We start from the raw sequence: 23612 nt of genomic DNA, 5'->3' as shown, positions 1-23612 counted from the left end.
CATACCGTTACGCTTCCTGCTTGACCAGCTCAGCTTCAGCTTCCCGCGCACCTTCATTCTGCGACAGCATCGCGGTCGCAATACCATTCCCCAGCACGTTAATTGCGGAACGGCCCATATCCAGGAAGTGGTCGATCCCCATCAGCAGCAGAATACCCGCCACCGGAATGTTAAAGCTTGGGATCGTCGCTGCCAGCACCACCAGGGATGAACGCGGTACGCCTGCAATCCCTTTGGAGGCCAGCATCAGGGTCAGCATCAGCACCGTCACCTCAGAGAAACTCAGGTGAATGTTGTACGCCTGAGCGATAAACATCGAGGCGAAAGAGCAGTACACCATCGAACCTACCAGGTTGAAGGAGTAGCCAATCGGCAGAACGAAAGAGGCGATGTTGCGCGAACAGCCAAAACGCTCCAGCTGCTCCAGCGTTTTAGGATAGGCGGCTTCAGAGCTGCTGGTGGTAAACGCCACCAGGACCGGATCTTTCAGCATGCTGACCAGGCGAAACACCTCTTTTTTCAGCACCATGTAACCCACGGCCAGCAGCACCATGCAGGTGAGAAGAATGGCAACATAGTAGCCGCCAATAAAGGAGGCGTAGTTCAGCAGAATGCCCAGACCCTGCGTGGCAATGACGGAGGAGATCGCCGCAAAAATGGCCAGCGGCGCAACGTACATCACGTAACCCGTGACCTTCAGCATGATATGGGAAACCACATCCAGCGCGGCCACCAGCGGCGCGTTGAATTTTTGCCCCAGCGACGCGCCGCCGATGCCGAAGAACATCGAGAACACCACAATCTGCAGGATCTCATTGTTCGACATCGCCCCCGCGATACTGGTCGGAATGGTGTGCGACAGGAATGCTTTCAGCGTCATGCCGCCCACGGCCAGACCGGTATCCACCGCTTCGGTTGGGATCGTCAGGTTCAGACCGCTTCCCGGATGCTCCAGCGTGACGATAAACAGGCCAACCAGAATAGAGAGCACGGATGAGCTGATAAACCACACCATCGCTTTGCCGCCAACGCGGCCAATGGTGGAGGTTTCGCCCAGCTTCATAATGCCGACGGTGAGCGTGCTGAAGACCAATGGCGCAATGACCATTTTGATCAGGCGGAGGAAAATATCGGTCAGAAGGGTAATATTATCCGACCAGGCTGTGATGGCATCCGCAGATGCATATTCATGAATTGCTGCCCCTGAAAGAATACCCGCCAGCATGAAAATCACGATGAAGAGTGTGAGTTTGTTTGCACTTGCCACGAAAAAAGACCCTCTATGCGCTTCAGATGTAGCCCGCCTCGATACATATAAATTTTTTATTACGATGCGGGAAATTATTCGGCCCATAAATTGACGCAAAGTGTAGGGGGATACAACTCCTTTTTAATTTTTATTAATTTTGTTGTTATTGCCTCGACGATATATTGTGATCGGCGTCACACTTTAGTGGATATATTCTCTTCAGATAAAATAAAATCGTGAATTAAATGAGTTTAACCATCTGTTATTTATAGGAAAGCTAAGTCAATAAGACATATGGCTTATACGTGAAGGGGCAGGTGGTCGAAGCGATATCCGTAAACTAAATTCTCAATAACCCCCCTCAGAGGAACCTTAAGCGGGGCTAACATCCTGAACGACAAAAATAAAATGTGGCAAGGGAACGGAAACGTCTTCTGGAGGGTGGTAAATGAAAAGAAAGCTCCTTTTGATCTGCGCAGGCTCCTTACTGACTGCGGCAACGGCCCATCAGGCGCTGGCCGTCACCAGCAGCGGCACCATCGGTGCGACGCTGACGCTGACAAACGGCTGTCTGATAAACGGCTCGCCCGCGCAAAGCGGCATTAACTTCGGTACGCTTGATTTCGGTACCCATCCGGCAACCTTTTCCACGCTTACAACGCAGCTGAGCGGCGCCAGCGGCGGAAACACCTTCACCATTCAATGTACGACCGCCAGCTATACGGTCGCGATCACCGGTAATACCCACTCTACCGCGCCCGGCTCCGTTGTCGGTTCGCCGGGTACGCCTGAACGCTATCTGGTTAATACGGCCAACGCGGCACAGGGTGTGGCTTATAGCCTGTACAGCGACAGCGGGTTTAACACCGTGATTGCCAATAACGCCGCGTTGCCGATCGCCTCTACGGCCGGAGGGGTGGATAGTTACACCCTCTACGGGCGAATTACCGGCGGTGGTAACAGCGTGACGGTCGTCCCGGGAACCTACACCGACACGATTAACGTCAGCGTCACCTATTAGTCCCAAACCGCCATGAAGGCAATTCTCACAGGTCTGCGCAAGCGCGCAGAGGGACGCGTGCAGCCTTTTTTCGCGCTGATCGTCGGATTGCTCATGATGCCCACGGCGGGTGCGGTGACATCACAGTCCTTTAAGGTCAGCGCGACGATTGTACCGGGATGCGCGGTGGCCACCGGTAGCGGAGGGCTTCTCGGTACGCTGGATTTTGGCACCCATAACGGCGTCGAGAGCGCGCCGGTCAGCACCAGCTTTGTACCAAACGGGGCGTTGTCTATCGCCTGTACGCCGGGCGTGGCGCTGAGCATGAGCATAAACGGCGGGCAGAATTATTCATCCGTCCGCCGGATGAAGCGGTCCGGTGGAACAGAACTGGTGCCGTACCGGCTCTACAGCAGCAGCTCGCTGGCCGCGAACAGCGAAATTGGCGTCAACCAGGCGATAGCGGTGACCTACACCAACAGCAATAACATCGCGCTGCCGCTTTTTGGCGTGGCGCTACTGACCGGTTTTAGCCCGGCGGGAACCTATTCCGATCAGCTCACCGTGACCTTGTCATGGTAATAAAGGGAGAGTGTTGATGAAGCCATTTTTCAGACCGGTTTGTCTGGCGGGCGCGTTGGGCATGGCCGCGGCAACCGGCCAGGCGCAGGCGGCGGCCACCATCCTGCTCTGGCCGATCGATCCCTGGCTTGCTGCGGACGCCAACGCCACGGAGCTGTGGATCCAGAACCAGGGAAACAGCGCCACGACGATGCAGGTTCGCATCGTGCGCTGGAAGCAGGAGGACGGACACGAACGTTATACCGCGCAGCAGGACGTGGTCGCCAGCCCGCCCATCGTCACGATTGGCACTGGCAGCAAGCAGCTTATTCGCCTTATCAAACAGGCTTCAGTTCCCGCAGGCGTCGAACAGGCCTATCGCATTATCGTCGATGAAATCCCCCAGCCGGATGCCAAAGCCGAACCCACCATCGGCCTCAAATTGCAGATGCGTTACTCCATTCCTCTGTTTGTGTATGGACAGGGGATCCCGACCCTCAAAGAGGGCGCGCACCACGCGCTGGCGGAGACCCAAAACCTGAGCTGGCGGGTGACGCAGGCGGATGGACAGCCTGCGCTGGAGGTCCGAAATCGGGGGGATGTCCATGTCAGGCTTAGCCAGGTCGCGCTGGAGCAGGGAGGGCAGAAACGCACGGTCGCGGAGGGATTACTGGGTTACGTCCTTCCGGGCAGCACCCGCAGCTGGCCGGTACCCGCTGGCGTTCGTCAGCCAGAGCGGATGAGCGCGCAGATTAATGCCAGGGACGCACAATGGCAGTCGACGCCCGTCAACTGAAGCCGGCGATGATGATACTGCTATGCGTCAGCTCCGCGACACTGGCCGAGCCCGGTGACGACAGTTTACCGCCGCCTCCCCAGGCGCAGGCGATAAATGATGAAGCGGTTTTCCAGCTGTCCCTCGTGGTCAACCACTACGATACCGGCCTGGTGGTGCCCGTGACGCAGCGTAAAGGCGCTTTCTTTATCTCGAGCGCCGATTTGCTGCGCGCGGGGCTACCCCCGGCGCATGTTCCCACCGGCGAGGTGAATCTCTCCTCGCTCGCTCAGGTTCGGGTGGAGTACGACAGCGCCGCGCAGCGCCTGCTGCTGACCGTTCCCCGCGACTGGGTGACGGCCCGGGTCACCCCTTTCAGCGCGCAAACGGCGCAGGCCAAGCCGCACTACGGGCGCGGGGCGCTGCTGAATTACGATCTCTACACCAACCACACGGAACATATTGGCGCTCAGGCATCGCTCTGGCACGAGTTCCGCTACTTCAACGAGAACGGCTCCTTTTCCTCCACCGGCTACGCGCGGGAAAATTTCAGCGGTAACGACGGCCAGCAGGAAGGGTATGTCCGCTATGACACGACCCTGCTGTTCACGAATGAAGATGACGCGATGAGCTGGAGCGTCGGGGACGTGATCAGCGATGCCCTGAGCTGGAGCTCCAGCGTGCGGATGGGGGGGATCAGCGTCGGGCGGGATTTCTCCCTGCGCCCTGACCTGGTGACATGGCCGCTGCCCGAGTTCGCGGGGGAAGCCGCGGTACCTACCTCGGTCGATCTCTTTATCAACGGCTATCGCTCCGGCTCAACCCAGCTTCAGCCGGGCCCCTTCACCCTGACTAATCTGCCCTATATCAACGGCGCCGGGGATGCGGTGCTGGTCACGACGGATGCGCTGGGGCGCCAGGTAAGCACCACGCTGCCGTTTTACGTCACCAGCGACCTGCTTAAACAAGGGCTGAGCGACGGCGCCGTGACGCTGGGCAGCCTGCGGCGTAATTACGGTATCAAGAATTTTGACTACGGTTCGGCAGCAGGCAGCGGCTCGTATCGCTACGGGATGACGGACTGGCTAACGCTGGAGGGCCACGCGGAAGGGGCGCAGGAGCTGGCGCTGGGCGGCGCGGGGACGGTAATAAAACTCGGCCAGTTTGGCGTGGTGAATACCTCTTACTCGCAGAGCCGCATGCGGGGGGATACGGGCGGGCAGATCAACTGGGGCTACCAGTACAGCACCAGCGAGTTTAGCGTCGCTACCCAGCATACGCGTCGCGACCGCGGCTTTGGCAATCTGGCCCTCTACGACCAGCCGACGGTGTATGACGAAAACGATAAACCCATCGCCAGCTTTAGCCGTAACACGGACCAATATTCTCTGACCTTTAATCTGGGACAGTACGGCAACATCGGTGCGGCGTGGATCGGCGTGGAGAGTTTTGACAGCCAAAAAACCGAGCTGCTTAATCTCTCCTGGAGCCGCAATCTGTGGGGGCCGAGCAGTATTTACCTGGCCGGCAGCCGGGACCAGCAGCGGGGAGACTGGACGGTCGCGCTGTCGCTGCAGGTGCCGCTGGGGGCGCGCGACAGCGCTGCCGTCACCGTTGAAAACACCCCGGATGCCGGCAGTACCCAGCGCATCAACTATAACCACGCCATGCCCTCTGACGGCGGCTTTAGCTGGAACATGGCCTGGGCCAACCAGTCAAGATCCAGTGATTATCAGCAGGGCACGCTGGGCTGGCGCAACAACAACGTTGAGCTGCAGGGCGGCGCCTATGGCGAAAGGGACATGATGACCTGGTGGGGCGAGGCGATGGGTTCCGTTGTGCTGATGGACGGCGAGCTGTTTGCGGCGAATAAGATCAACGATGCGTTTGTGGTCATCAGTACCGACGGCCACCCGGACGTGCCCGTCAGCTATGAGAACCAGCCCGTCGGCAAAACCAATAACAACGGCTACCTGCTGGTGAGCGGGGTGTCGGCGTATTACCCGGCAAGCTACCGGATTGATACCCTGAATCTGCCGGCGGATACCCGTCTGAAAGAGACCGAGCGGCGGATCGCGATCCGCCGTCACAGCGGCTATCTGGTCGATTTCCCGATGGAGCAGGAGCGGGTGGCCAGCGTTATTCTGCATGATGCGCACGGGCAGGCGTTGCCGGTGGGAAGCCAGGTCCGACGCGTTTCGCGCAGCAATGCGGTGGTGGGATACGACGGCATAGCGTGGCTGGAAAATCTCAGCGATGTGAACCCGCTTGAGGTGATTTCGCCTGACGGAAAACGCTGCAAGGCCACCCTGACCGTGGGAGCCAACCCGCAGCACAAGCTGCAAACCTACGGTCCGCTGGTGTGTCGGGAGGGGCCATGACGCGCCTGCTGCTGTTGATGCTGCTGCTGTTCTCCGGCGGCGGCTGGGCGGCGTGTACCGTCAGTACGGTTAATGCGTCGTTTGGCAGCGTCACGTCGTTTGCGCTCAGCGGAACCGGGGAGGTAGAAACCACCGGCACGCTGGTGGTGGCGTGTGATGCCGTGCTCAACGTTCTGACCAACGACTCGGTGACCCTGAACTACACTGCGGCATCGGTGTCGGGCAGCAGTCGCGCGACCATGAAACGCACGGATAATGCGGCCATCACGGACGTGATCCCCACCCGGCTGTGTGGATTATCGGCTTGCGCAAGCAGCAGCGAGGTACAGATAAGTAAATCATATACCTGGAGCGGGAATACGCTGCTGGGGCTGCTGGGGACAAAGCAGTACAACATTCCGCTCTATTTTCGCACCGTCGCCGGACAAAACGTCACGGCCGGGCCTTACCAGGTGATGTTGACGTTCAGCATCAACTACAGCGTCTGCGCGTTAGGCGTGGGAAGCCTCTGTACGACCCCCCAGACGGGAACCGCGACAACCAGTATTCTGCTTAATATGACCGTTACCAACGACTGCAGCGCCATGACCACGCCAGATGTGAACTTCAACAGCGCGCCGCTGGTACAAAGTTTCCCCACCGTCTCACAGGCGATTGCCGTCACCTGTACCAAAGGCAGTACGTATACCATCGGCATTAATAACGGTGCCAACGCCCTGAACAACGTGCGGCGGATGGTGAGCGGCAGCAACACCATGAGCTACGACATCTATAAGGAAGCCACGACTAACCGCTGGGGCGGCAGCGGCAGCGAGCGCTGGTCCAGCGCGGTATCGTCGCAGGTCAGTACCGACGGTTTACTGCGCACCTACAACTACACCGCGAAAGTCCTGACCAATCAGACCACGCCACCCGCCGGAACCTACACCGATACGTTGATTGTCGACGTGGCGTTTTAACCCCGCGCTTTTCCCTTTCTCAAATGTAAAGTTCCTGTGGGCAGTGCCGATAACACCGTTAATAAATCTATGAGAAGGTGTTGTATGTTGAACCGTATCCGCGTTGTCACAATGCTTATGATGGTGCTGGTCATTTTCGCACTTCTTCAGCTTATTTCCGGCGGGCTTTTTTTCTCGTCATTAAAACAGAACCAGGACAGCTTCGCGGCCTCGAACGATCTGCGCCTGCAGCAGAGGGAACTCACGTCGACGTGGGATCTTATGCTGCAAACGCGTATCAACCTGAGCCGCTCGTCCGCGCGCATGATGATGGACCCCAACAATCAGCAGAGCAGCGCGAAAACCGATCTGTTGAAAAATGCCCGCGCCACCCTTGCTGACGCCGCCAAGCACTACGACGCCTTCAAAAAGATTACTCCGCAGCCTGCTATGGAGCAGGTGAGCCAGAATATTGATGAAAAATACAACGCCTACCATGCCGGGCTGGCAGAGCTGATTCAGTTCCTGGAAAGCGGCAACATGGACGCCTATTTCGCGCAGCCTACTCAAGGGATGCAAAACGCCCTCGGCGCGGCGCTGGGGGAATACGCGAAGGTCAGCGGTGACCTGTATCACTCGGCCTTTACGGAAAGCCAGAATGACTACCGCTTTGCGAAATGGCAGATGGCGGTACTGGCGCTGGCGCTGGTCATTGTGCTGGTCGCGGTCTGGTACGGCATTCGCCATATCCTGCTGAACCCTCTCGGGCGCGTCATTGCCCACATTCGTGAAATTGCCGCCGGTGACCTGACCAAAACGCTGACCGTTTCCGGTCGCAATGAGATCACCGAGCTGGCAAACAGCGTTGACCATATGCAGCGGTCGTTAATCGAAACCGTCGCCAACGTGCGTAACGGGTCGGAGGCTATCTATACCGGCACCAGCGAAATTGCGATGGGGAATAACGATCTCTCATCCCGTACCGAGCAGCAGGCTTCCGCCCTGGAAGAGACGGCCGCCAGCATGGAGCAGCTCACCGCGACCGTGAAGCAGAACGCCGATAACGCCCGCCAGGCGTCTCAGCTGGCAGAAAGCGCCTCCGAGACCGCGCAGCGCGGCGGTCGCGTGGTGGATGGCGTGGTGAAAACCATGCACGAAATCGCCGACAGCTCGAAGAAAATCGCCGACATCATCAGCGTCATCGACGGCATTGCCTTCCAGACCAACATTCTGGCGCTGAACGCCGCCGTGGAGGCGGCGCGTGCGGGCGAACAGGGACGCGGGTTTGCCGTGGTGGCCGGGGAAGTACGCAACCTGGCCAGCCGCAGCGCCAACGCGGCAAAAGAGATCAAATCGCTGATTGAAGATTCCGTCTCCCGCGTGGATACCGGCTCCGTGCTGGTGGAAAGCGCCGGGGAGACCATGAATGACATCGTGAATGCCGTCACCCGCGTGACGGACATCATGGGTGAAATCGCCTCTGCGTCCGATGAGCAGAGTCGTGGTATCGACCAGGTTGCCCTGGCGGTATCGGAAATGGATCGCGTGACGCAGCAAAACGCCGCGCTGGTGCAGGAGTCCGCTGCGGCGGCCGCTGCCCTGGAAGACCAGGCGAGCCGTCTGAAGATGGCCGTCTCGGCGTTTCGTCTCGCTTCACTCGCTGGAAACACGGTCACCCCGCAGGCGACGTATCGCGCGCCAGCCGCTCAATCGGCTGCAAACCGTACGCGCACCGCGACGACCGGACAAGATGAAAACTGGGAAACATTTTGACTGACAATTAAACCGCGGCTGCTTGCCGCTTGATGGGAGCGTGGATGTTAAATCGTATTCGTATCTCGACCACACTGTTTTTGATTCTGATCCTTTGCGGTGTGTTGCAGGTTGGCAGTAACGGGTTGTCTTTTTGGGCGTTTCGCGATGGCTATCAGAATTTGCAGCAAGTTGAGGCGAGTAATCAGCAGCGCTCCGCACTGGCACAAACGCGTGCCGTGCTGTTGCAGGCAAGCACCGCGCTGAACAAGGCGGGAACCTTAACCGCGCTGAGCTATCCGCCGGATGACATTAAGGCGCTGATGGCGACCGCGCGCGACAGCCTGAAGCAGGCTGACGCGCAGTTTAAAGCCTTTACGGCACAGGCCGCCGAAAGCGAGAAAGAGAAAGCGCTGAAGGCCGCCATGAAGACGAACTTTGAACAGTGGTACAGCGATCTGGACCACCAGGCGACGTGGCTTGAGAACAACCAGCTTTCGGACTTTATGACCGCACCGGTTCAGGCGTCTCAGGCGGCGTTTGACGGCAGCTTTAACGCGTGGCAGCAGGATATTAACCAGTCTGTTCAGCGTGCCGGCGATCAGAGCCGTAGCAGCTATCACATGTCGGGCGTCATCTTTGCCGTGGTGGTGATTCTGGCAGGGCTGCTGACCGGCGGGGCGCTGCTCTGGTCGCGCAGAATGATTGTGCAGCCGCTGGCAATCATCAGCAGCCACTTCGACAGCATTGCGAAAGGGGACCTGGCGCGTCCGGTCGCGGTGTTCGGCAAAAACGAAATTTCGGCGATCTTTGCCAGCCTCAAGGCAATGCAGGGATCGCTGCGGGAAACGGTGAGCGACGTGCGGCAGGGCAGTTATGCCATGCACACCGGGATCTCCGAGATTGCGGCGGGTAACAACGATCTCTCGTCCCGCACCGAGCAGCAGGCGGCCTCGCTGGCGCAGACGGCGGCCAGCATGGAGCAGTTGACCGCGACGGTAGGCCAGAACGCCGATAACGCGCGTCAGGCGTCTGACCTGTCAAAACAGGCGGCGATGACGGCGAAGAAAGGCGGCGACCAGGCCTCCCATGTCGCCAGCACCATGCAGGAGATTGCCACCAGTTCGCAGAAAATTGGTGACATCATCAGCGTGATTGACGGTATCGCGTTCCAGACCAACATTCTGGCGCTGAATGCCGCCGTTGAGGCGGCGCGCGCCGGTGAACAGGGGCGCGGATTTGCGGTGGTGGCGGGGGAAGTGCGTAACCTGGCGAGCCGCAGCGCCAACGCGGCGAAAGAGATTAAGGTGCTGATCGAGGAGTCGGTCTCGCGCGTTCAGCAGGGCTCAACGCTGGTGGATACGGCGGCGAAAACCATGCACGAGATCGTCACCTCCGTCACGCGGGTGAACGACATCATGGGCGAGATTGCCTCGGCGTCGGACGAACAGCGTCGCGGCATTGAGCAGGTTGCCCAGGCCGTCAGCCAGATGGATCAGGTGACGCAACAGAACGCCTCGTTAGTGGAGGAAGCGGCAGCGGCAACCGATCAGCTGGCCAGCCAGGCCGATCGTCTGACCGGACTGGTCGCGGTGTTTAATGTGAAAGAGCACGTTGAAGCAGTAACAGAAGTCGGGCGGTCGCAGGCCGTGCCAGTTGTATCCTGAATGTAATTAAGAAGGCGCTATGACATCACCAATGCCCCCTGGGCAAACGTCATTATTGTTGCAGATGACACAGCGCCTCGCGCTGTCCGACGCGCATTTTCGTCGGATATGTCAGTTAATCTACCAGCGTGCGGGGATCGTGCTTGCGGATCATAAGCGGGACATGGTCTACAACCGTCTGGTGCGGCGCTTGCGCACGCTGGGGCTGGATGATTTTGGCCGCTATCTGAGCATGCTCGAGGCGAACCAGAACAGCGCCGAGTGGCAGGCTTTTATTAACTCGTTAACCACCAACCTGACGGCGTTTTTCCGTGAAGCTCACCACTTCCCGGTCCTGGCCGAGCACGCCCGCCGTCGCACCGGGGAGTATCGCGTATGGAGTGCGGCCGCCTCAACGGGTGAAGAGCCGTACTCGCTGGCGATCACCCTTGCTGACACCCTGGGCATGACGCCCGGACGCTGGAAAGTCTACGCCAGCGATATCGATACCGAGGTGCTGGAGAAGGCGCGTAACGGCGTTTATCGCCAGGATGAACTAAAAACGCTGTCGCCGCAGCAGCTGCAGCGTTATTTCATGCGCGGCACGGGCCCGCATGAAGGCCTGGTACGCGTACGCCAGGAGCTGGCGAACTGCGTCGAATTCGCGTCCGTTAACCTGCTGGATAAGCAGTACAACGTGCCGGGGCCGTTCGACGCCATATTTTGCCGTAACGTCATGATCTATTTTGATAAAACGACGCAACAGGACATTCTGCGTCGGTTTGTTCCGTTGCTCAAGCCTGACGGTTTACTGTTTGCCGGGCACTCGGAAAACTTCAGCAACCTCGCGCGTGAGTTTAGCCTGCGTGGGCAAACGGTATATGCGCTGAGTAAGGAAAAAGCATGAGTAAAATCAGGGTGTTGTCTGTCGATGATTCAGCGCTGATGCGTCAAATCATGACTGAAATTATCAATAGCCACAGCGACATGGAGATGGTGGCCACTGCGCCCGATCCTCTGGTAGCGCGGGATTTAATTAAAAAATATAACCCCGACGTGCTAACGCTGGATGTCGAGATGCCGCGCATGGATGGCATCGATTTTCTCGAAAAATTAATGCGGCTTCGGCCCATGCCGGTGGTAATGGTCTCCTCCCTGACCGGAAAAGGATCGGAAATCACCCTGCGCGCGCTGGAGCTGGGGGCGGTGGATTTTGTCACCAAACCGCAGCTCGGTATTCGCGAAGGGATGCTGGCCTACAGCGAAATGATCGCGGAGAAGATCCGCACCGCGTCGCGCGCCAAGCTTGCCGCCCACACGCCGATGGCCGCGCCTGTGACCCTGAAGGCCGGTCCCTTACTCAGCTCGGAAAAACTGCTGGTGATTGGGGCGTCAACCGGAGGAACAGAGGCAATTCGTCATGTACTCCAGCCATTGCCGCTTTCAAGTCCGGGTATTCTGATCACTCAGCATATGCCGCCAGGCTTTACCCGTTCGTTCGCCGAACGCCTGAACAAGCTGTGCCAGATCAGCGTGAAAGAGGCGGAAGACGGCGAGCGCGTGCTCCCGGGACATGCCTATATCGCCCCGGGCGACAAGCATATGGAGCTGTCGCGCAGCGGCGCTAACTATCAAATCAAAATTCATGACGGACCGCCGGTTAACCGGCACCGTCCGTCGGTGGATGTGCTGTTTCATTCGGTGGCGAAACATGCGGGGCGCAACGCCGTGGGGGTGATCCTGACGGGGATGGGCAACGACGGTGCCGCCGGAATGCTTGCAATGCACCAGGCTGGCGCCTGGACGATTGCGCAGAATGAAGCAAGTTGTGTGGTGTTCGGCATGCCGCGCGAGGCCATCAATATGGGTGGCGTGAGCGAAGTGGTCGATCTTAGCCAGGTAAGCCAGCAGATGCTGGCGAAAATCAGTGCCGGACAGGCAATACGTATTTGACTCAGGAGTATTATTTTATGGCGGATAAAGAGCTTAAGTTTTTGGTTGTGGATGACTTTTCCACCATGCGTCGCATCGTGCGCAACCTGCTGAAAGAGCTGGGCTTCAACAACGTTGAAGAAGCAGAAGACGGCGTTGATGCGCTGAACAAACTGCAGGCTGGCGGGTTTGGTTTTGTTATCTCCGACTGGAACATGCCAAACATGGACGGTCTGGAACTGCTGAAAACCATTCGTGCCGATGCGGGAATGGCGTCGATGCCGGTTCTGATGGTCACTGCAGAAGCGAAAAAAGAGAACATTATTGCCGCTGCACAGGCGGGCGCAAGCGGCTATGTGGTGAAGCCATTCACCGCGGCAACCCTGGAAGAGAAGCTCGGTAAGATCTTCGAGAAACTCGGCATGTGAGGTGATGGAAATGTTGCAACCTGCTATGAAACCCGTTGAAGAACACTCGCCGAGCGATATCATCGTCCGCATCGGCAGCCTGACGCGCATGCTGCGTGACAGCCTGCGCGAGCTGGGGCTGGATCAGGCGATTGCCGAAGCGGCGGAAGCCATTCCTGATGCCCGCGATCGTCTGGACTACGTTGTGCAGATGACCGCTCAGGCCGCGGAACGTGCGCTGAACAGCGTTGAAGCGTCACAGCCGCACCAGGATGCGATGGAGAAGGGGGCGAAAGCGCTGAGCAAACGCTGGGACGAGTGGTTTGAGAACCCTATCGAGCTGGCGGATGCCCGCGAGCTGGTGACGGACACCCGTCAGTACCTGGGTGATGTGCCGGGCCACACCAGCTTCACCAACGCCCAGCTGCTGGACATCATGATGGCGCAGGATTTCCAGGACCTGACCGGTCAGGTGATCAAGCGCATGATGGATGTTATCCAGGAGATTGAGCGTCAGCTGCTGATGGTTCTGCTGGAGAACATTCCGGAACCGGCAGCCCGTCCAAAACGCGAAAACGAAAGCCTGCTCAATGGTCCTCAGCTCGACGCCAGCAAAGCGGGCGTTGTGGCAAGCCAGGATCAGGTCGACGACCTGCTGGACAGCCTCGGCTTCTGACGGTCTGTTCCGCCTCAGGGGTTTACGCCGACTGAGGCGGTTTACGACAAAATCACCGAAAAGAGCCCGATTAAACGGGCTTTTCCCGCCATTGGATTTCCGCTGCGCTGGCATGATACCCGTGACGTAATGGGCTGAGCATGCACTGTGGCAGAAGAGAACGACGACAAAACGGAAGCCCCCACACCCCACCGACTAGAAAAGGCGCGTGAGGAAGGGCAGATCCCCCGATCCCGAGAATTGACCTCCCTGCTGATCCTTATCGTAGGGGTGTGCATTATCTGGTGGGGCGGGGAGTCGCTCGCCCGCAAGCTGGCGGGGATGTTGTCTACCGGCTTACGTTTTGACCACAGCATGGTCAACGATCCAAATCTGATCCTCAGCCAGATTATTCAGCTTATTAAAGGGGCCATGGTCGCGCTGTTGCCCCTGATTACCGGGGTCGTGCTGGTCGCGCTGGTCTCTCCGGTAATGCTGGGCGGTCTGGTCTTTAGCGCCAAATCGCTGCAGCCGAAATTTTCCAAACTGAACCCGCTGCCGGGCATTGCGAAAATGTTCTCAGCGCAGACCGGGGCCGAGCTGCTCAAAGCCGTTCTCAAATCGGTGCTGATGGGCAGTTCCGCAGGGTTTTACCTCTGGTACCACTGGCCGGAAATGATGCGTCTTATCAGCGAATCGCCGCTCACCGCGATGAGCAACGCGATGAATCTGGTCGGGCTCTGCGCGCTGCTGGTGGTGCTCAGCATTATCCCGATGGTGGGTTTTGACGTGATCTTCCAGCTTTATACCCACTTCAAAAAACTGCGCATGTCACGTCAGGATATTCGCGACGAATATAAGCAGATGGAAGGTGACCCGCACGTGAAAGGGCGCATCCGCCAGATGCAGCGTGCCGTCGCCCGTCGACGCATGATGGAAGATGTGCCGAAGGCCGACGTCATTGTTACCAACCCGACGCACTATTCCGTTGCGCTGCGCTATGACGAAAACAAAATGAGCGCGCCGAAAGTCGTCGCGAAAGGGGCCGGACTGATCGCACTGCGTATCCGGGAAATTGGCACAGAACACCGCGTGCCGATCCTGGAAGCCCCTCCGCTGGCGCGTGCTCTGTACCGCCATGCGGATATTGGACAACAGATCCCGGGACAACTCTACGCCGCCGTGGCGGAAGTGCTGGCCTGGGTATGGCAGTTGAAGCGCTGGCGTCTGGCCGGCGGTCAACGGCCTGTGAAACCTGAGAACCTTCCGGTGCCTGCCGCGCTGGATTTTATGAACGAGAAGGACACTGATGGCTAATCTGGTGGCAATGTTGCGCCTGCCCGGCAACCTGAAATCGACCCAATGGCAGATCCTTGCCGGGCCGATTCTGATCCTGCTAATTCTGTCGATGATGGTACTGCCGCTCCCGGCGTTCATCCTCGATCTGCTTTTCACTTTCAATATTGCGCTGTCCATTATGGTGCTGCTGGTGGCGATGTTCACCCAGCGTACCCTGGAGTTCGCCGCGTTCCCGACCATTCTGCTGTTTACCACCTTGCTACGACTGGCGCTGAACGTGGCGTCCACGCGTATCATCCTGATGGAAGGTCACACCGGTGCGGCAGCGGCAGGTAAAGTGGTGGAGGCGTTCGGCCACTTCCTGGTGGGCGGCAATTTCGCTATCGGTATCGTGGTGTTCGTTATCCTCGTTATCATCAACTTTATGGTTATCACCAAAGGTGCAGGGCGTATCGCGGAAGTCGGCGCGCGTTTTGTGCTGGACGGGATGCCGGGCAAGCAGATGGCGATCGACGCCGACCTGAACGCCGGTCTTATCGCCGAAGATGAAGCCAAAAAGCGCCGTTCGGAAGTGACGCAGGAGGCCGACTTCTACGGCTCCATGGACGGTGCGAGTAAGTTTGTGCGCGGTGACGCCATCGCGGGCATTCTGATCATGGTGATTAACGTGGTCGGCGGCCTGCTGGTGGGGGTATTGCAGCACGGGATGGACATGGGTCACGCGGCGGAAAGCTATACGCTGCTGACCATCGGTGACGGTCTGGTCGCGCAGATCCCGGCGCTGGTTATCTCCACGGCGGCGGGCGTGATTGTGACCCGCGTGAGTACCGATCAGGACGTTGGCGAGCAGATGGTGGGCCAGCTTTTCAGCAACCCGCGCGTTATGCTGCTGGCCGCTGCCGTTCTCGGTTTGCTCGGTCTGGTGCCGGGGATGCCAAACCTCGTCTTCCTGCTGTTTACGGCGGGCCTGCTGGGGCTTGCCTGGTGGATGCGCGGTCGTGAAATCAAACCTGCGGCGGAGCCTGTTCCGGTCAAAATGCCGGAGAACACCCAGGCCGTAGAAGCCACCTGGAACGACGTTCAGCTGGAAGATTCCCTGGGAATGGAGGTCGGGTATCGCCTGATCCCGATGGTCGATTTCCAGCAGGATGGCGAACTGCTTGGCCGTATTCGCAGTATTCGTAAAAAATTCGCGCAGGATATGGGCTTCCTGCCGCCGGTTGTCCACATCCGGGACAACATGGACCTGCCGCCCGCGCGCTACCGCATTCTGATGAAAGGTGTCGAAATTGGCAGCGGTGATGCCTATCCGGGCCGCTGGCTGGCGATTAACCCGGGCACCGCCGCAGGCACGCTGCCGGGCGAGCAAACCATCGATCCGGCCTTTGGCCTGGCCGCTATCTGGATTGAAAGTGCCCTGAAAGAGCAGGCGCAGATCCAGGGGTATACGGTTGTTGAGGCCAGTACCGTGGTGGCGACCCACCTTAACCACCTGATTGGGCAATTCTCGGCGGAGCTGTTTGGCCGCCAGGAAGCGCAGCAGCTGCTGGACCGCGTCACGCAGGAGATGCCGAAGCTGACGGAAGATCTGGTCCCGGGCGTGGTGACGCTGACGACGCTGCACAAGGTGCTGCAAAACCTGCTCGAAGAAAAGGTGCCGATCCGTGACATGCGCACCATTCTGGAAACGCTGGCAGAGCATGCGCCAATCCAGAGCGATCCGCACGAGCTGACGGCGGTGGTGCGCGTGGCGCTGGGACGCGCGATCACCCAGCAGTGGTTCCCGGGAACCGGAGAAGTGCAGGTTATTGGCCTCGATACGCCGCTTGAACGTCTGCTGCTGCAGGCCCTGCAGGGCGGGGGCGGGCTGGAGCCGGGGCTGGCGGATCGTCTGCTGGCGCAAACGCAGGAGGCGCTGGCGCGTCAGGAGATGCTGGGCGCGCCGCCGGTGCTGCTGGTGAACCATGCGCTGCGTCCGCTGCTGTCGCGCTTCCTGCGTCGTAGCCTGAATCAGCTGGTCGTGCTGTCGAATCTGGAGCTGTCGGATAACCGTCATATCCGCATGACCGCGACGATTGGAGGAAAATAATGCGTAAATGGCTTTGGATTTTGCTCTTCCCGCTGGCGGCACAGGCTGGCGGAGAGGGGACCTGGCAGGCGAGCAGCATGGGTGTGACCCTCAGCAACCGGGGCGTCGCCATGTCCTCTAACCCGCTGTCGCCTTCTGAAGAGGTTTCCGGTCTGATGGGCCTTGTGGTCTGGAACTACCGGCTGATTGGCCCAACCCCGGCCGGACTGCGGGTGCGCCTCTGTTCTCAGACGCGCTGCACGGAAATCGACGGCGAAAATGGCACAACGCAGGCGTTCAACGGCGTACCGGCCATTGAACCTCTGCGTTTCATCTGGGAAGTTCCGGGCGGTGGACGCTTAATCCCGGCCCTGAAAGTACAGAGTAATTCTGTCATCGTGAACTACCGCTAACACCCTGTCTTTTCACCAGCCATCAGGCAATTCTGATGGCTGGCTCTCAAAACTGCCTTCACCTTTTGAATAAATAGAAACACTGTTTTATAAATCAGTGACGCGCGTGACGATACTCTTTGCATTTTTGCCATTCACCCGCTTTGTGATGGCAGAAACAGAAAGGTATCAACAGGCCAATGCATTTACTGTAGCCGTATAAAAGCTCCCGGACGAAGCTTGCTTGCAGGGAGTCTCCCAAAACTGATTAGGGTTGACGGCAATGAAAACACGTAAAATTGGACTCGCAAATTATCTTGCTTACGGATCAGGCGATTTCCTCGGGGCGGGTACTACCGCCCTGACGGCGGCCTGGCTTTTATATTTTTATACCACCTTCTGCGGACTCTCACCGATCGAAGCCACGTTCATCTTTGCCGCGGCAAGGGTGCTGGATGCCGTTGTTAGCCCGTTAATGGGCTTTTTAACCGATAACTTTGGTACGACCTGGCTCGGTAAGCGCTTCGGCCGTCGTAAGTTCTTTATCCTGCTGGGGATTCCGTGCGTGTTCAGCTACTCGCTGATGTGGGTTGGCGACATGAGCTTCTGGTACTACCTGCTGACCTATCTGGTGTTTGATATTGTCTACACCATGATTCTGGTGCCGTACGAAACGCTGGTGCCGGAAATGACTGACGACTTTAAACAGAAAACCAAGTTCTCCGGGGCGCGTATCTCTATGGCGCAGATGTCCGCCATTCTGGCCTCCTTCCTGCCGGGGATCCTGTTGACCCACTTCGGGAAAGACAACGCGGTTTCCTTCTTCTACGCAAGCCTGGTCTTCTCCGTGCTCTGCGCGCTGATGCTGACCTTCGTCTGGTTCTTCACCTGGGAACGCCCGCGCGAAGAGTGGTCTGAAGCGGCGCTGCGTGCTGAAGAAGAGAAGAAGAAGCTGACGCTGGGGCAGAGCCTCAACCGCCTGTTCGTTGAGTTAAGCTCCACGCTGCGCATCAAAATTTTCCGTCAGCATCTGGGCATGTACCTCGGCGGCTATATCGCACAGGACGTGTTTAATGCGGTATTCACCTACTACGTGGTGTTCGTGCTGATGCAGGAAGCGTCAATGGCGTCCAATCTGCTGGGCACGATGGCTATCTTCCAGTTCCTTGCGGTTATCGCCATGATCCCGCTGTGTATCCGCTTCGGGCCTGCACCGTCCTACCGCATGGTCGTGGTGCTGTTTGGCCTGGCGTCTCTCTCTTACGCCATGCTCTATTACGCGGGCCTGAGCGACGTCTATGCTCTGCTGTTGCTGATCTCTGCGGTGGCTGGGCTGGGCCGCGGCGGTATCAACTACGTGCCATGGAATACCTACACCTACATTGCTGACGTGGATGAAGTGATCACCGGCCAGCGCCGCGAAGGGATCTTCGCGGGCATCATGACCCTGACCCGTAAGGCATCACAGGCCGGTGCGGTGATGCTGGTGGGCATTGTGATGCAGATGTCCGGCTTTGTCAGCGGTCAGAAAGTACAGCCTGCGGAAGTGAGCCACACCATTTTGATGATCCTGAGCGTGGGCACCATTCTTGTGCTGTTCTGCGGCTTCCTCGTTTCCCTGCGCTTCAAGCTCAATTTGCAGACCCACAGCACGCTGCGCGAGGAGACCGCGAAAATGCGTGAGTGTGGTCATGCGATGCCTGACTCAGCGACGCCACACGCCCGCGCCACCGTCGAGATGCTGGCCGGTATGCCTTATGAGTCACTGTGGGGCAATAACAACATCGGTTATCTGAATCGCAACAAGCCAGCGGCACCTTCGCTGAAGGATCGCGCGGTACTGAATTCGACATACAACAGAGGTTAAGATGATGAAAGTTTGGCCTGTCAAACATAGCCCGTTACTGCGTCAGCCAGAGCGCTTTATTGCCCGGGACGAGCTGAAATCGCTGATTCAAAAGGTGACGCATAGCCTGGTCAGTATCCACGACGAAACGGGTGAATTTTTGCTGCGGCTGGACGACGGGCGCGTGATCGACACCAAATGCTGGGCCGGATGGGAGTGGACGCACGGCGTCGGCCTGTACGGTATCTGGCAGTATTACTGCCAGACCGGCGACGAAGGTATGCGAGGCATCATCGACAGCTGGTTTGCCGACCGCTTTGCGGAAGGCGCGACCACCAAAAACGTGAATACCATGTCGCCGTTCCTGACGCTGGCCTATCGATACGAAGAGACCAAAAATCAGGCCTGGCTGCCGTGGCTGGAAAGCTGGGCGGAATGGGCGATGGCCGAGATGCCGCGCACTGAACACGGCGGGATGCAGCACATCACCCTGGCGGAAGAGAACCACCAGCAGATGTGGGATGACACGCTGATGATGACGGTGCTGCCGCTGGCGAAAATCGGCAAGCTGCTCAACAAACCGGAATACGTTGAAGAGGCGGTTTATCAGTTCCTGCTGCACGTGCAGAACCTGATGGACCGGGAGACCGGGCTGTGGTTCCACGGCTGGAGCTACGACGGTAATCACAACTTCGCCAATGCCCGCTGGGCGCGCGGCAACAGCTGGCTCACTATCGTCATCCCGGACTTCCTCGAGCTGGTGGATCTGCCGGAAAACAACGCCGTGCGCCGCTACCTGGTGCAGGTATTGAATGCGCAGATTGCCGCGCTGGCGAAGTATCAGGACGATAGTGGGCTATGGCACACGCTGCTTGACGATCCCCATTCGTATCTTGAGGCGTCCGCTACGGCGGGGTTTGCCTACGGCATTCTGAAAGCCGTGCGCAAGCGCTATGTTGGCGCGGAGTATGCCGAAGTGGCAGAAAAAGCGATTCGCGGTATCGTCACGAATATCTCGCCGGAAGGCGAGCTGTTGCAAACGTCGTTCGGTACGGGAATGGGAAGCGATCTGGCGTTTTATCGCCAGATCCCGCTGACCTCAATGCCGTACGGGCAGGCGATGGCGATACTGTGTCTGACGGAATATTTGCGGAAATACTTCTGAACCTGTGGATATCCCCGGTGGCGCTGCGCTTACCGGGGCTACAAAACAAAACCCGGCTTGCGCCGGGTTTTTTGTATTACATGCGTTCTACGGTTTCGATACCCAGGGTATCCAGACCCAGCTTCAGGGTCTTCGCCGTGAGCTGCGCCAGCTTCAGGCGGCTGTTGCGGACCGATTCGTTTTCCGCAGACAGAATAGGGCAGTGCTCGTAGAAGCCGGAGAACAGACCCGCCAGATCGTACAGGTAAGCACACATCACGTGCGGCGTTCCGTCACGCGCGACAACCGTCAGCGTCTCTTCGAACTGCAGCAGACGCGCCGCCAGCTGTGCTTCACGGTCTTCCGTGATGGTCACGGCAGCATTCGCCAGCGCGCTTTCGTCGATGTTAGCCTTACGGAATACGGAGAGCACGCGGGTGTAGGCATACTGCATATACGGCGCGGTGTTGCCTTCAAACGCCAGCATGTTATCCCAGTCGAAGATATAGTCGGTGGTACGGTTCTTGGAGAGATCCGCGTATTTCACCGCACCGATACCCACGGCGTTCGCCAGTTTTTCCAGTTCGTCAGCAGGCATGTCCGGGTTCTTCTCGGCCACCAGACGGCGGGCGCGTTCCAGCGCTTCGTCCAGCAGGTCGGACAGCTTCACGGTACCGCCCGCGCGGGTTTTGAACGGCTTGCCGTCTTTACCCAGCATCATGCCGAACATGTGGTGTTCCAGCGGAACGCAGTCCGGCACGTAACCGGCTTTGCGCACGATGGTCCACGCCTGCATCAGGTGCTGGTGCTGACGGGAGTCGATGTAGTACAGCACGCGGTCAGCGTGCAGCGTTTCGTAACGGTATTTCGCGCAGGCGATATCGGTGGTGGTGTAGAGATAGCCGCCATCCTTTTTCTGGATGATCACGCCCATCGGTTCGCCTTCCTTGTTTTTGTACTCATCAAGGAACACAACCGTTGCGCCTTCGCTCTCAACCGCCAGGTGCTTGGCTTTCAGGTCGGCCACAATGCCGGGCAGCATTGGGTTATAGAGGCTTTCACCCATTACGTCGTCACGGGTCAGGGTGACGTTCAGGCGGTTATAGGTGAGCTGGTTCTGAGACATGGTGATGTCAACCAGCTTGCGCCACATCTCGAGGAAGTATTGATCGCCGCCCTGCAGTTTTACCACGTAGCTGCGCGCGCGCTCGGCAAAGGCTTCGTCTTCATCGTAGTGTTTTTTGGCTTCGCGGTAGAACCCTTCCAGGTCCGCCAGCGCCATTTCACCCGCGTTTTCCTGCTGCTGTTTTTCCAGGTAGGCAATCAGCATGCCGAACTGGGTACCCCAGTCGCCCACGTGGTTCGCGCGGATCACCTTGTGACCGAGGAACTCGAGCGTGCGCACTGCGGCATCACCGATGATGGTGGAGCGCAGGTGGCCAACGTGCATCTCTTTCGCCACGTTCGGGGCAGAGTAGTCGATCACGACGGTCTGCGCCTCCGGCTGGGAAACACCCAGACGGTCAGATTTCAGCGCCGCGTCAACGTGGCGTGCCAGGAATGCAGGCTCAAGGAAGATGTTGATAAAGCCCGGACCGGCGATTTCGGTTTTGCTGGCAATGCCGGAAAGATCCAGATGCGTCAGTACCTGCTCAGCGAGCTGTCGCGGCGGCATGCCCAGTTTTTTAGCCGCTGCCATCACGCCATTAGCCTGATAGTCGCCAAACTGTACTTTTGCTGACTGACGAACCTGCGGTTCGCAATCCGCAGGCGCACCTGCGGCAATCAGTGCCTGACTGACTTTTTCGGAGAGAAGAGCCTGAATATTCACCTGGATACCTTACGTTTTTGATGCGGGCCTACAACCGCCCGCGCCAGTTAAAGAATTTAGGGCGGGAGTATACTGCAAATGCCTTCTGGCGTCAGCATCACGGGCCCCGAAGATCGCTCAGAATCCAGGCAGTGAAGGTGTGCATAATCATGCAGTCGCAAAAAGCCGGATTCTGCGGTTGGTCAAAACAGGTCAACAGAGTAAATTAGCGGCTTTGCGACACGAAAAGAGAGTGAATTATGGCGAACTGGCAATCCATTGACGAACTGCATGATATTTCCGCAGATTTACCGCGCTTCACCCAGGCGTTCACAGAACTTGCCACCCGTCTGGGTCTGGATATCGCACCGCTTGTGGCCGATCACATCTCTTTGCGCTGTCATCAGAATGCCACCGCCGAGCGCTGGCGTCGCGGGTTTGAGCAGTGCGGTGAGTTGCTCTCCGAGAACATCATTAATGGTCGCCCCATTTGCCTGTTTAAACTGCATGAACCGGTGAGCGTGGCGCACTGGCAATTCACCGTGGTTGAACTGCCGTGGCCGGGTGAGAAACGCTATCCGCACGAAGGCTGGGAACATATCGAAATTGTCCTGCCGGGAGAGCCGGAGACGTTGAACGCGCGCGCGCTGGCCCTGCTGTCTGACGAGGGTTTAAGCAAGCCGGGAATTTTTGTGAAGACAAGTTCCCCCAAAGGCGAGCGCGAGCGGTTACCTAACCCGACGCTGGCCGTCACGGACGGGCAGGTTACGGTGAAGTTTCATCCGTGGACCATTGAACAGATCGTTGCCAGCGAAGCGTAAGAAGATGTGAGTTCACGCCGGGACTGAAAATTGACGGGGTGGCATGATGGTGCGTTTAGTGGGATTTCAGGAGGATTAAATGGCGCTGCTGGAGATTTGTTGTTACAGCGTGGAGTGTGCCGTGACCGCGCAAAAATACGGGGCTGACCGCATTGAACTGTGCGCGGCACCCAAAGAGGGCGGGCTGACGCCGTCCTTCGGCGTGTTGAAGTCTGCCCGTCAGGCCGTCACTATTCCCGTTCACCCGATTATTCGTCCGCGCGGCGGTGATTTTTGTTACACGGCGGGCGAGTTCAGTGCCATGCTTGATGATATCGCGCTCGTTCGGGATCTGGGGTTTCCGGGGCTGGTCACCGGCCTGCTGGATGAAGACGGCAATATCGATCTACCGCGCATGCGTCAGATTATGAGCGCCGCCCAGGGGCTGGCCGTCACTTTTCATCGCGCATTTGATATGTGTAAAGATCCGCTTCAGGCCTTTGAAACGCTGGGAGAACTTGGCGTGGCGCGCATCCTGACATCCGGTCAACAGGCGTCAGCTGAAAAAGGACTGCAATTAATTACGGAACTAAAAGCACATTCCGGTGTTCCAATAATAATGGCGGGTGCGGGAGTCCGCGCCAGCAATCTGGAACGGTTTTTAAACGCCGGGGTAGAAGAGCTGCACAGCTCCGCAGGTAAATGGATACCTTCGCCCATGCGTTATCGCAATACAGGGTTGTCAATGTCGACGGACGCTGAAGCGGATGAGTATTCACGCTACGGCGTAGAGGGAGAGTCGGTTGCGGAAATGAAGTCGCTGATTGAGCGCCATCACGTGTAGCAACGTACCGATTTTTACCGCGCATCATGTCGCCCAATATGATGCTTGCTTGTACCAGGCCCCTGCAATTTCAACAGGGGCCTTTTTTTCTCCTTCATATTTCTGTTTTGGAG

Annotated in this window: 20 protein-coding genes; 18 read left to right on the top strand and 2 right to left on the bottom strand. The window is 58.1% G+C overall.

What is annotated here, in order from left to right; genetic code table 11:
* Positions 1–7 precede the first annotated feature (7 nt).
* Positions 8–1267, bottom strand: a complete 1260-nt coding sequence (locus AB8846_RS14985; protein WP_063143683.1) for a dicarboxylate/amino acid:cation symporter — start codon at positions 1265–1267, stop codon at positions 8–10.
* A gap of 430 nt (positions 1268–1697) precedes the next feature.
* Between AB8846_RS14985 and AB8846_RS14980 the strand changes: the two genes are divergently transcribed.
* The 16 genes from AB8846_RS14980 to AB8846_RS14905 all read left to right on the top strand — a co-directional run bounded on the left by AB8846_RS14980 (position 1698) and on the right by AB8846_RS14905 (position 20066).
* Positions 1698–2270 (top strand): spore coat protein U domain-containing protein, encoded by a 573-nt coding sequence (locus AB8846_RS14980; protein WP_063143684.1) that lies wholly within the window; start codon positions 1698–1700, stop codon positions 2268–2270.
* Positions 2271–2282: 12 nt separating this feature from the next.
* Positions 2283–2831: a spore coat U domain-containing protein gene (locus AB8846_RS14975; protein ID WP_063143685.1), complete on the top strand. Its 549-nt coding sequence runs from the start codon at positions 2283–2285 to the stop codon at positions 2829–2831.
* Positions 2832–2847: 16 nt separating this feature from the next.
* Complete coding sequence (locus AB8846_RS14970) at positions 2848–3606, top strand: molecular chaperone (RefSeq protein ID WP_331412020.1); 759 nt, start codon at positions 2848–2850, stop codon at positions 3604–3606.
* Entirely contained in the window at positions 3582–5966 is a 2385-nt protein-coding gene (locus tag AB8846_RS14965) for a fimbria/pilus outer membrane usher protein (protein WP_370733043.1), read from the top strand. Before AB8846_RS14970 ends, AB8846_RS14965 begins: the two co-directional genes overlap by 25 nt.
* Entirely contained in the window at positions 5963–6925 is a 963-nt protein-coding gene (locus AB8846_RS14960; RefSeq protein WP_063143688.1) for a spore coat U domain-containing protein, read from the top strand. Before AB8846_RS14965 ends, AB8846_RS14960 begins: the two co-directional genes overlap by 4 nt.
* Before the next feature lie 84 nt (positions 6926–7009).
* Complete coding sequence (gene tar / locus AB8846_RS14955; RefSeq protein ID WP_370733042.1) at positions 7010–8677, top strand: methyl-accepting chemotaxis protein II; 1668 nt, start codon at positions 7010–7012, stop codon at positions 8675–8677.
* Positions 8678–8721: 44 nt separating this feature from the next.
* Positions 8722–10323: a methyl-accepting chemotaxis protein IV gene (gene tap / locus AB8846_RS14950; RefSeq protein ID WP_370733041.1), complete on the top strand. Its 1602-nt coding sequence runs from the start codon at positions 8722–8724 to the stop codon at positions 10321–10323.
* Between the two features lie 19 nt (positions 10324–10342).
* Positions 10343–11209 (top strand): protein-glutamate O-methyltransferase CheR, encoded by an 867-nt coding sequence (gene cheR, locus AB8846_RS14945; protein ID WP_063143691.1) that lies wholly within the window; start codon positions 10343–10345, stop codon positions 11207–11209.
* The gene (locus tag AB8846_RS14940; RefSeq protein ID WP_063143692.1) at positions 11206–12255 is read left to right on the top strand and encodes a chemotaxis response regulator protein-glutamate methylesterase; all 1050 of its coding nucleotides are present in this window, start codon (positions 11206–11208) and stop codon (positions 12253–12255) included. The genes cheR and AB8846_RS14940 overlap by 4 nt, the downstream gene beginning before the upstream one ends.
* A 17-nt stretch (positions 12256–12272) precedes the next feature.
* The gene (cheY, locus tag AB8846_RS14935) at positions 12273–12662 is read left to right on the top strand and encodes a chemotaxis response regulator CheY (RefSeq protein ID WP_008500431.1); all 390 of its coding nucleotides are present in this window, start codon (positions 12273–12275) and stop codon (positions 12660–12662) included.
* Between the two features lie 10 nt (positions 12663–12672).
* On the top strand, positions 12673–13317 hold the full coding sequence (cheZ, locus tag AB8846_RS14930; RefSeq protein ID WP_023312251.1) for a protein phosphatase CheZ: 645 nt from the start codon (positions 12673–12675) through the stop codon (positions 13315–13317).
* Between the two features lie 147 nt (positions 13318–13464).
* Positions 13465–14613, top strand: coding sequence for a flagellar biosynthesis protein FlhB (flhB, locus tag AB8846_RS14925; protein ID WP_063143693.1), 1149 nt, complete (start codon positions 13465–13467; stop codon positions 14611–14613).
* Complete coding sequence (flhA, locus tag AB8846_RS14920) at positions 14606–16684, top strand: flagellar biosynthesis protein FlhA (protein WP_063143694.1); 2079 nt, start codon at positions 14606–14608, stop codon at positions 16682–16684. Before flhB ends, flhA begins: the two co-directional genes overlap by 8 nt.
* On the top strand, positions 16684–17076 hold the full coding sequence (locus AB8846_RS14915; protein ID WP_370733040.1) for a flagellar protein FlhE: 393 nt from the start codon (positions 16684–16686) through the stop codon (positions 17074–17076). The genes flhA and AB8846_RS14915 overlap by 1 nt, the downstream gene beginning before the upstream one ends.
* 262 nt (positions 17077–17338) lie before the next feature.
* Positions 17339–18922, top strand: a complete 1584-nt coding sequence (locus tag AB8846_RS14910) for an MFS transporter (protein WP_370733039.1) — start codon at positions 17339–17341, stop codon at positions 18920–18922.
* A 4-nt stretch (positions 18923–18926) separates the two neighbouring features.
* Positions 18927–20066 (top strand): glycoside hydrolase family 105 protein, encoded by a 1140-nt coding sequence (locus AB8846_RS14905; protein ID WP_370733070.1) that lies wholly within the window; start codon positions 18927–18929, stop codon positions 20064–20066.
* 76 nt (positions 20067–20142) lie between these two features.
* Here AB8846_RS14905 and argS read toward each other — a convergent pair whose 3' ends face one another.
* A complete protein-coding gene (gene argS, locus AB8846_RS14900) occupies positions 20143–21876 on the bottom strand; it encodes an arginine--tRNA ligase (RefSeq protein ID WP_370733038.1) in 1734 nt (577 codons plus the stop codon).
* A 239-nt stretch (positions 21877–22115) separates the two neighbouring features.
* Here argS and AB8846_RS14895 point away from each other — a divergent pair, with 239 nt between their 5' ends.
* Positions 22116–22676 carry a VOC family protein gene (locus tag AB8846_RS14895; RefSeq protein WP_370733037.1) on the top strand — a complete coding sequence of 187 codons (561 nt, stop codon included), beginning with the start codon at positions 22116–22118 and terminating at the stop codon, positions 22674–22676.
* A gap of 79 nt (positions 22677–22755) precedes the next feature.
* Entirely contained in the window at positions 22756–23499 is a 744-nt protein-coding gene (gene cutC, locus AB8846_RS14890) for a copper homeostasis protein CutC (RefSeq protein ID WP_063143699.1), read from the top strand.
* Positions 23500–23612: the final 113 nt, after the last annotated feature.

Origin of the sequence: Enterobacter sp. KB-221C9, from assembly GCF_041320715.1 — a bacterium.
GTDB lineage: Bacteria > Pseudomonadota > Gammaproteobacteria > Enterobacterales > Enterobacteriaceae > Enterobacter > Enterobacter asburiae_D.
The sequence above is the reverse complement of the archived record's forward strand: the minus strand, read 5'-3'. Positions and strand labels throughout refer to the sequence as shown.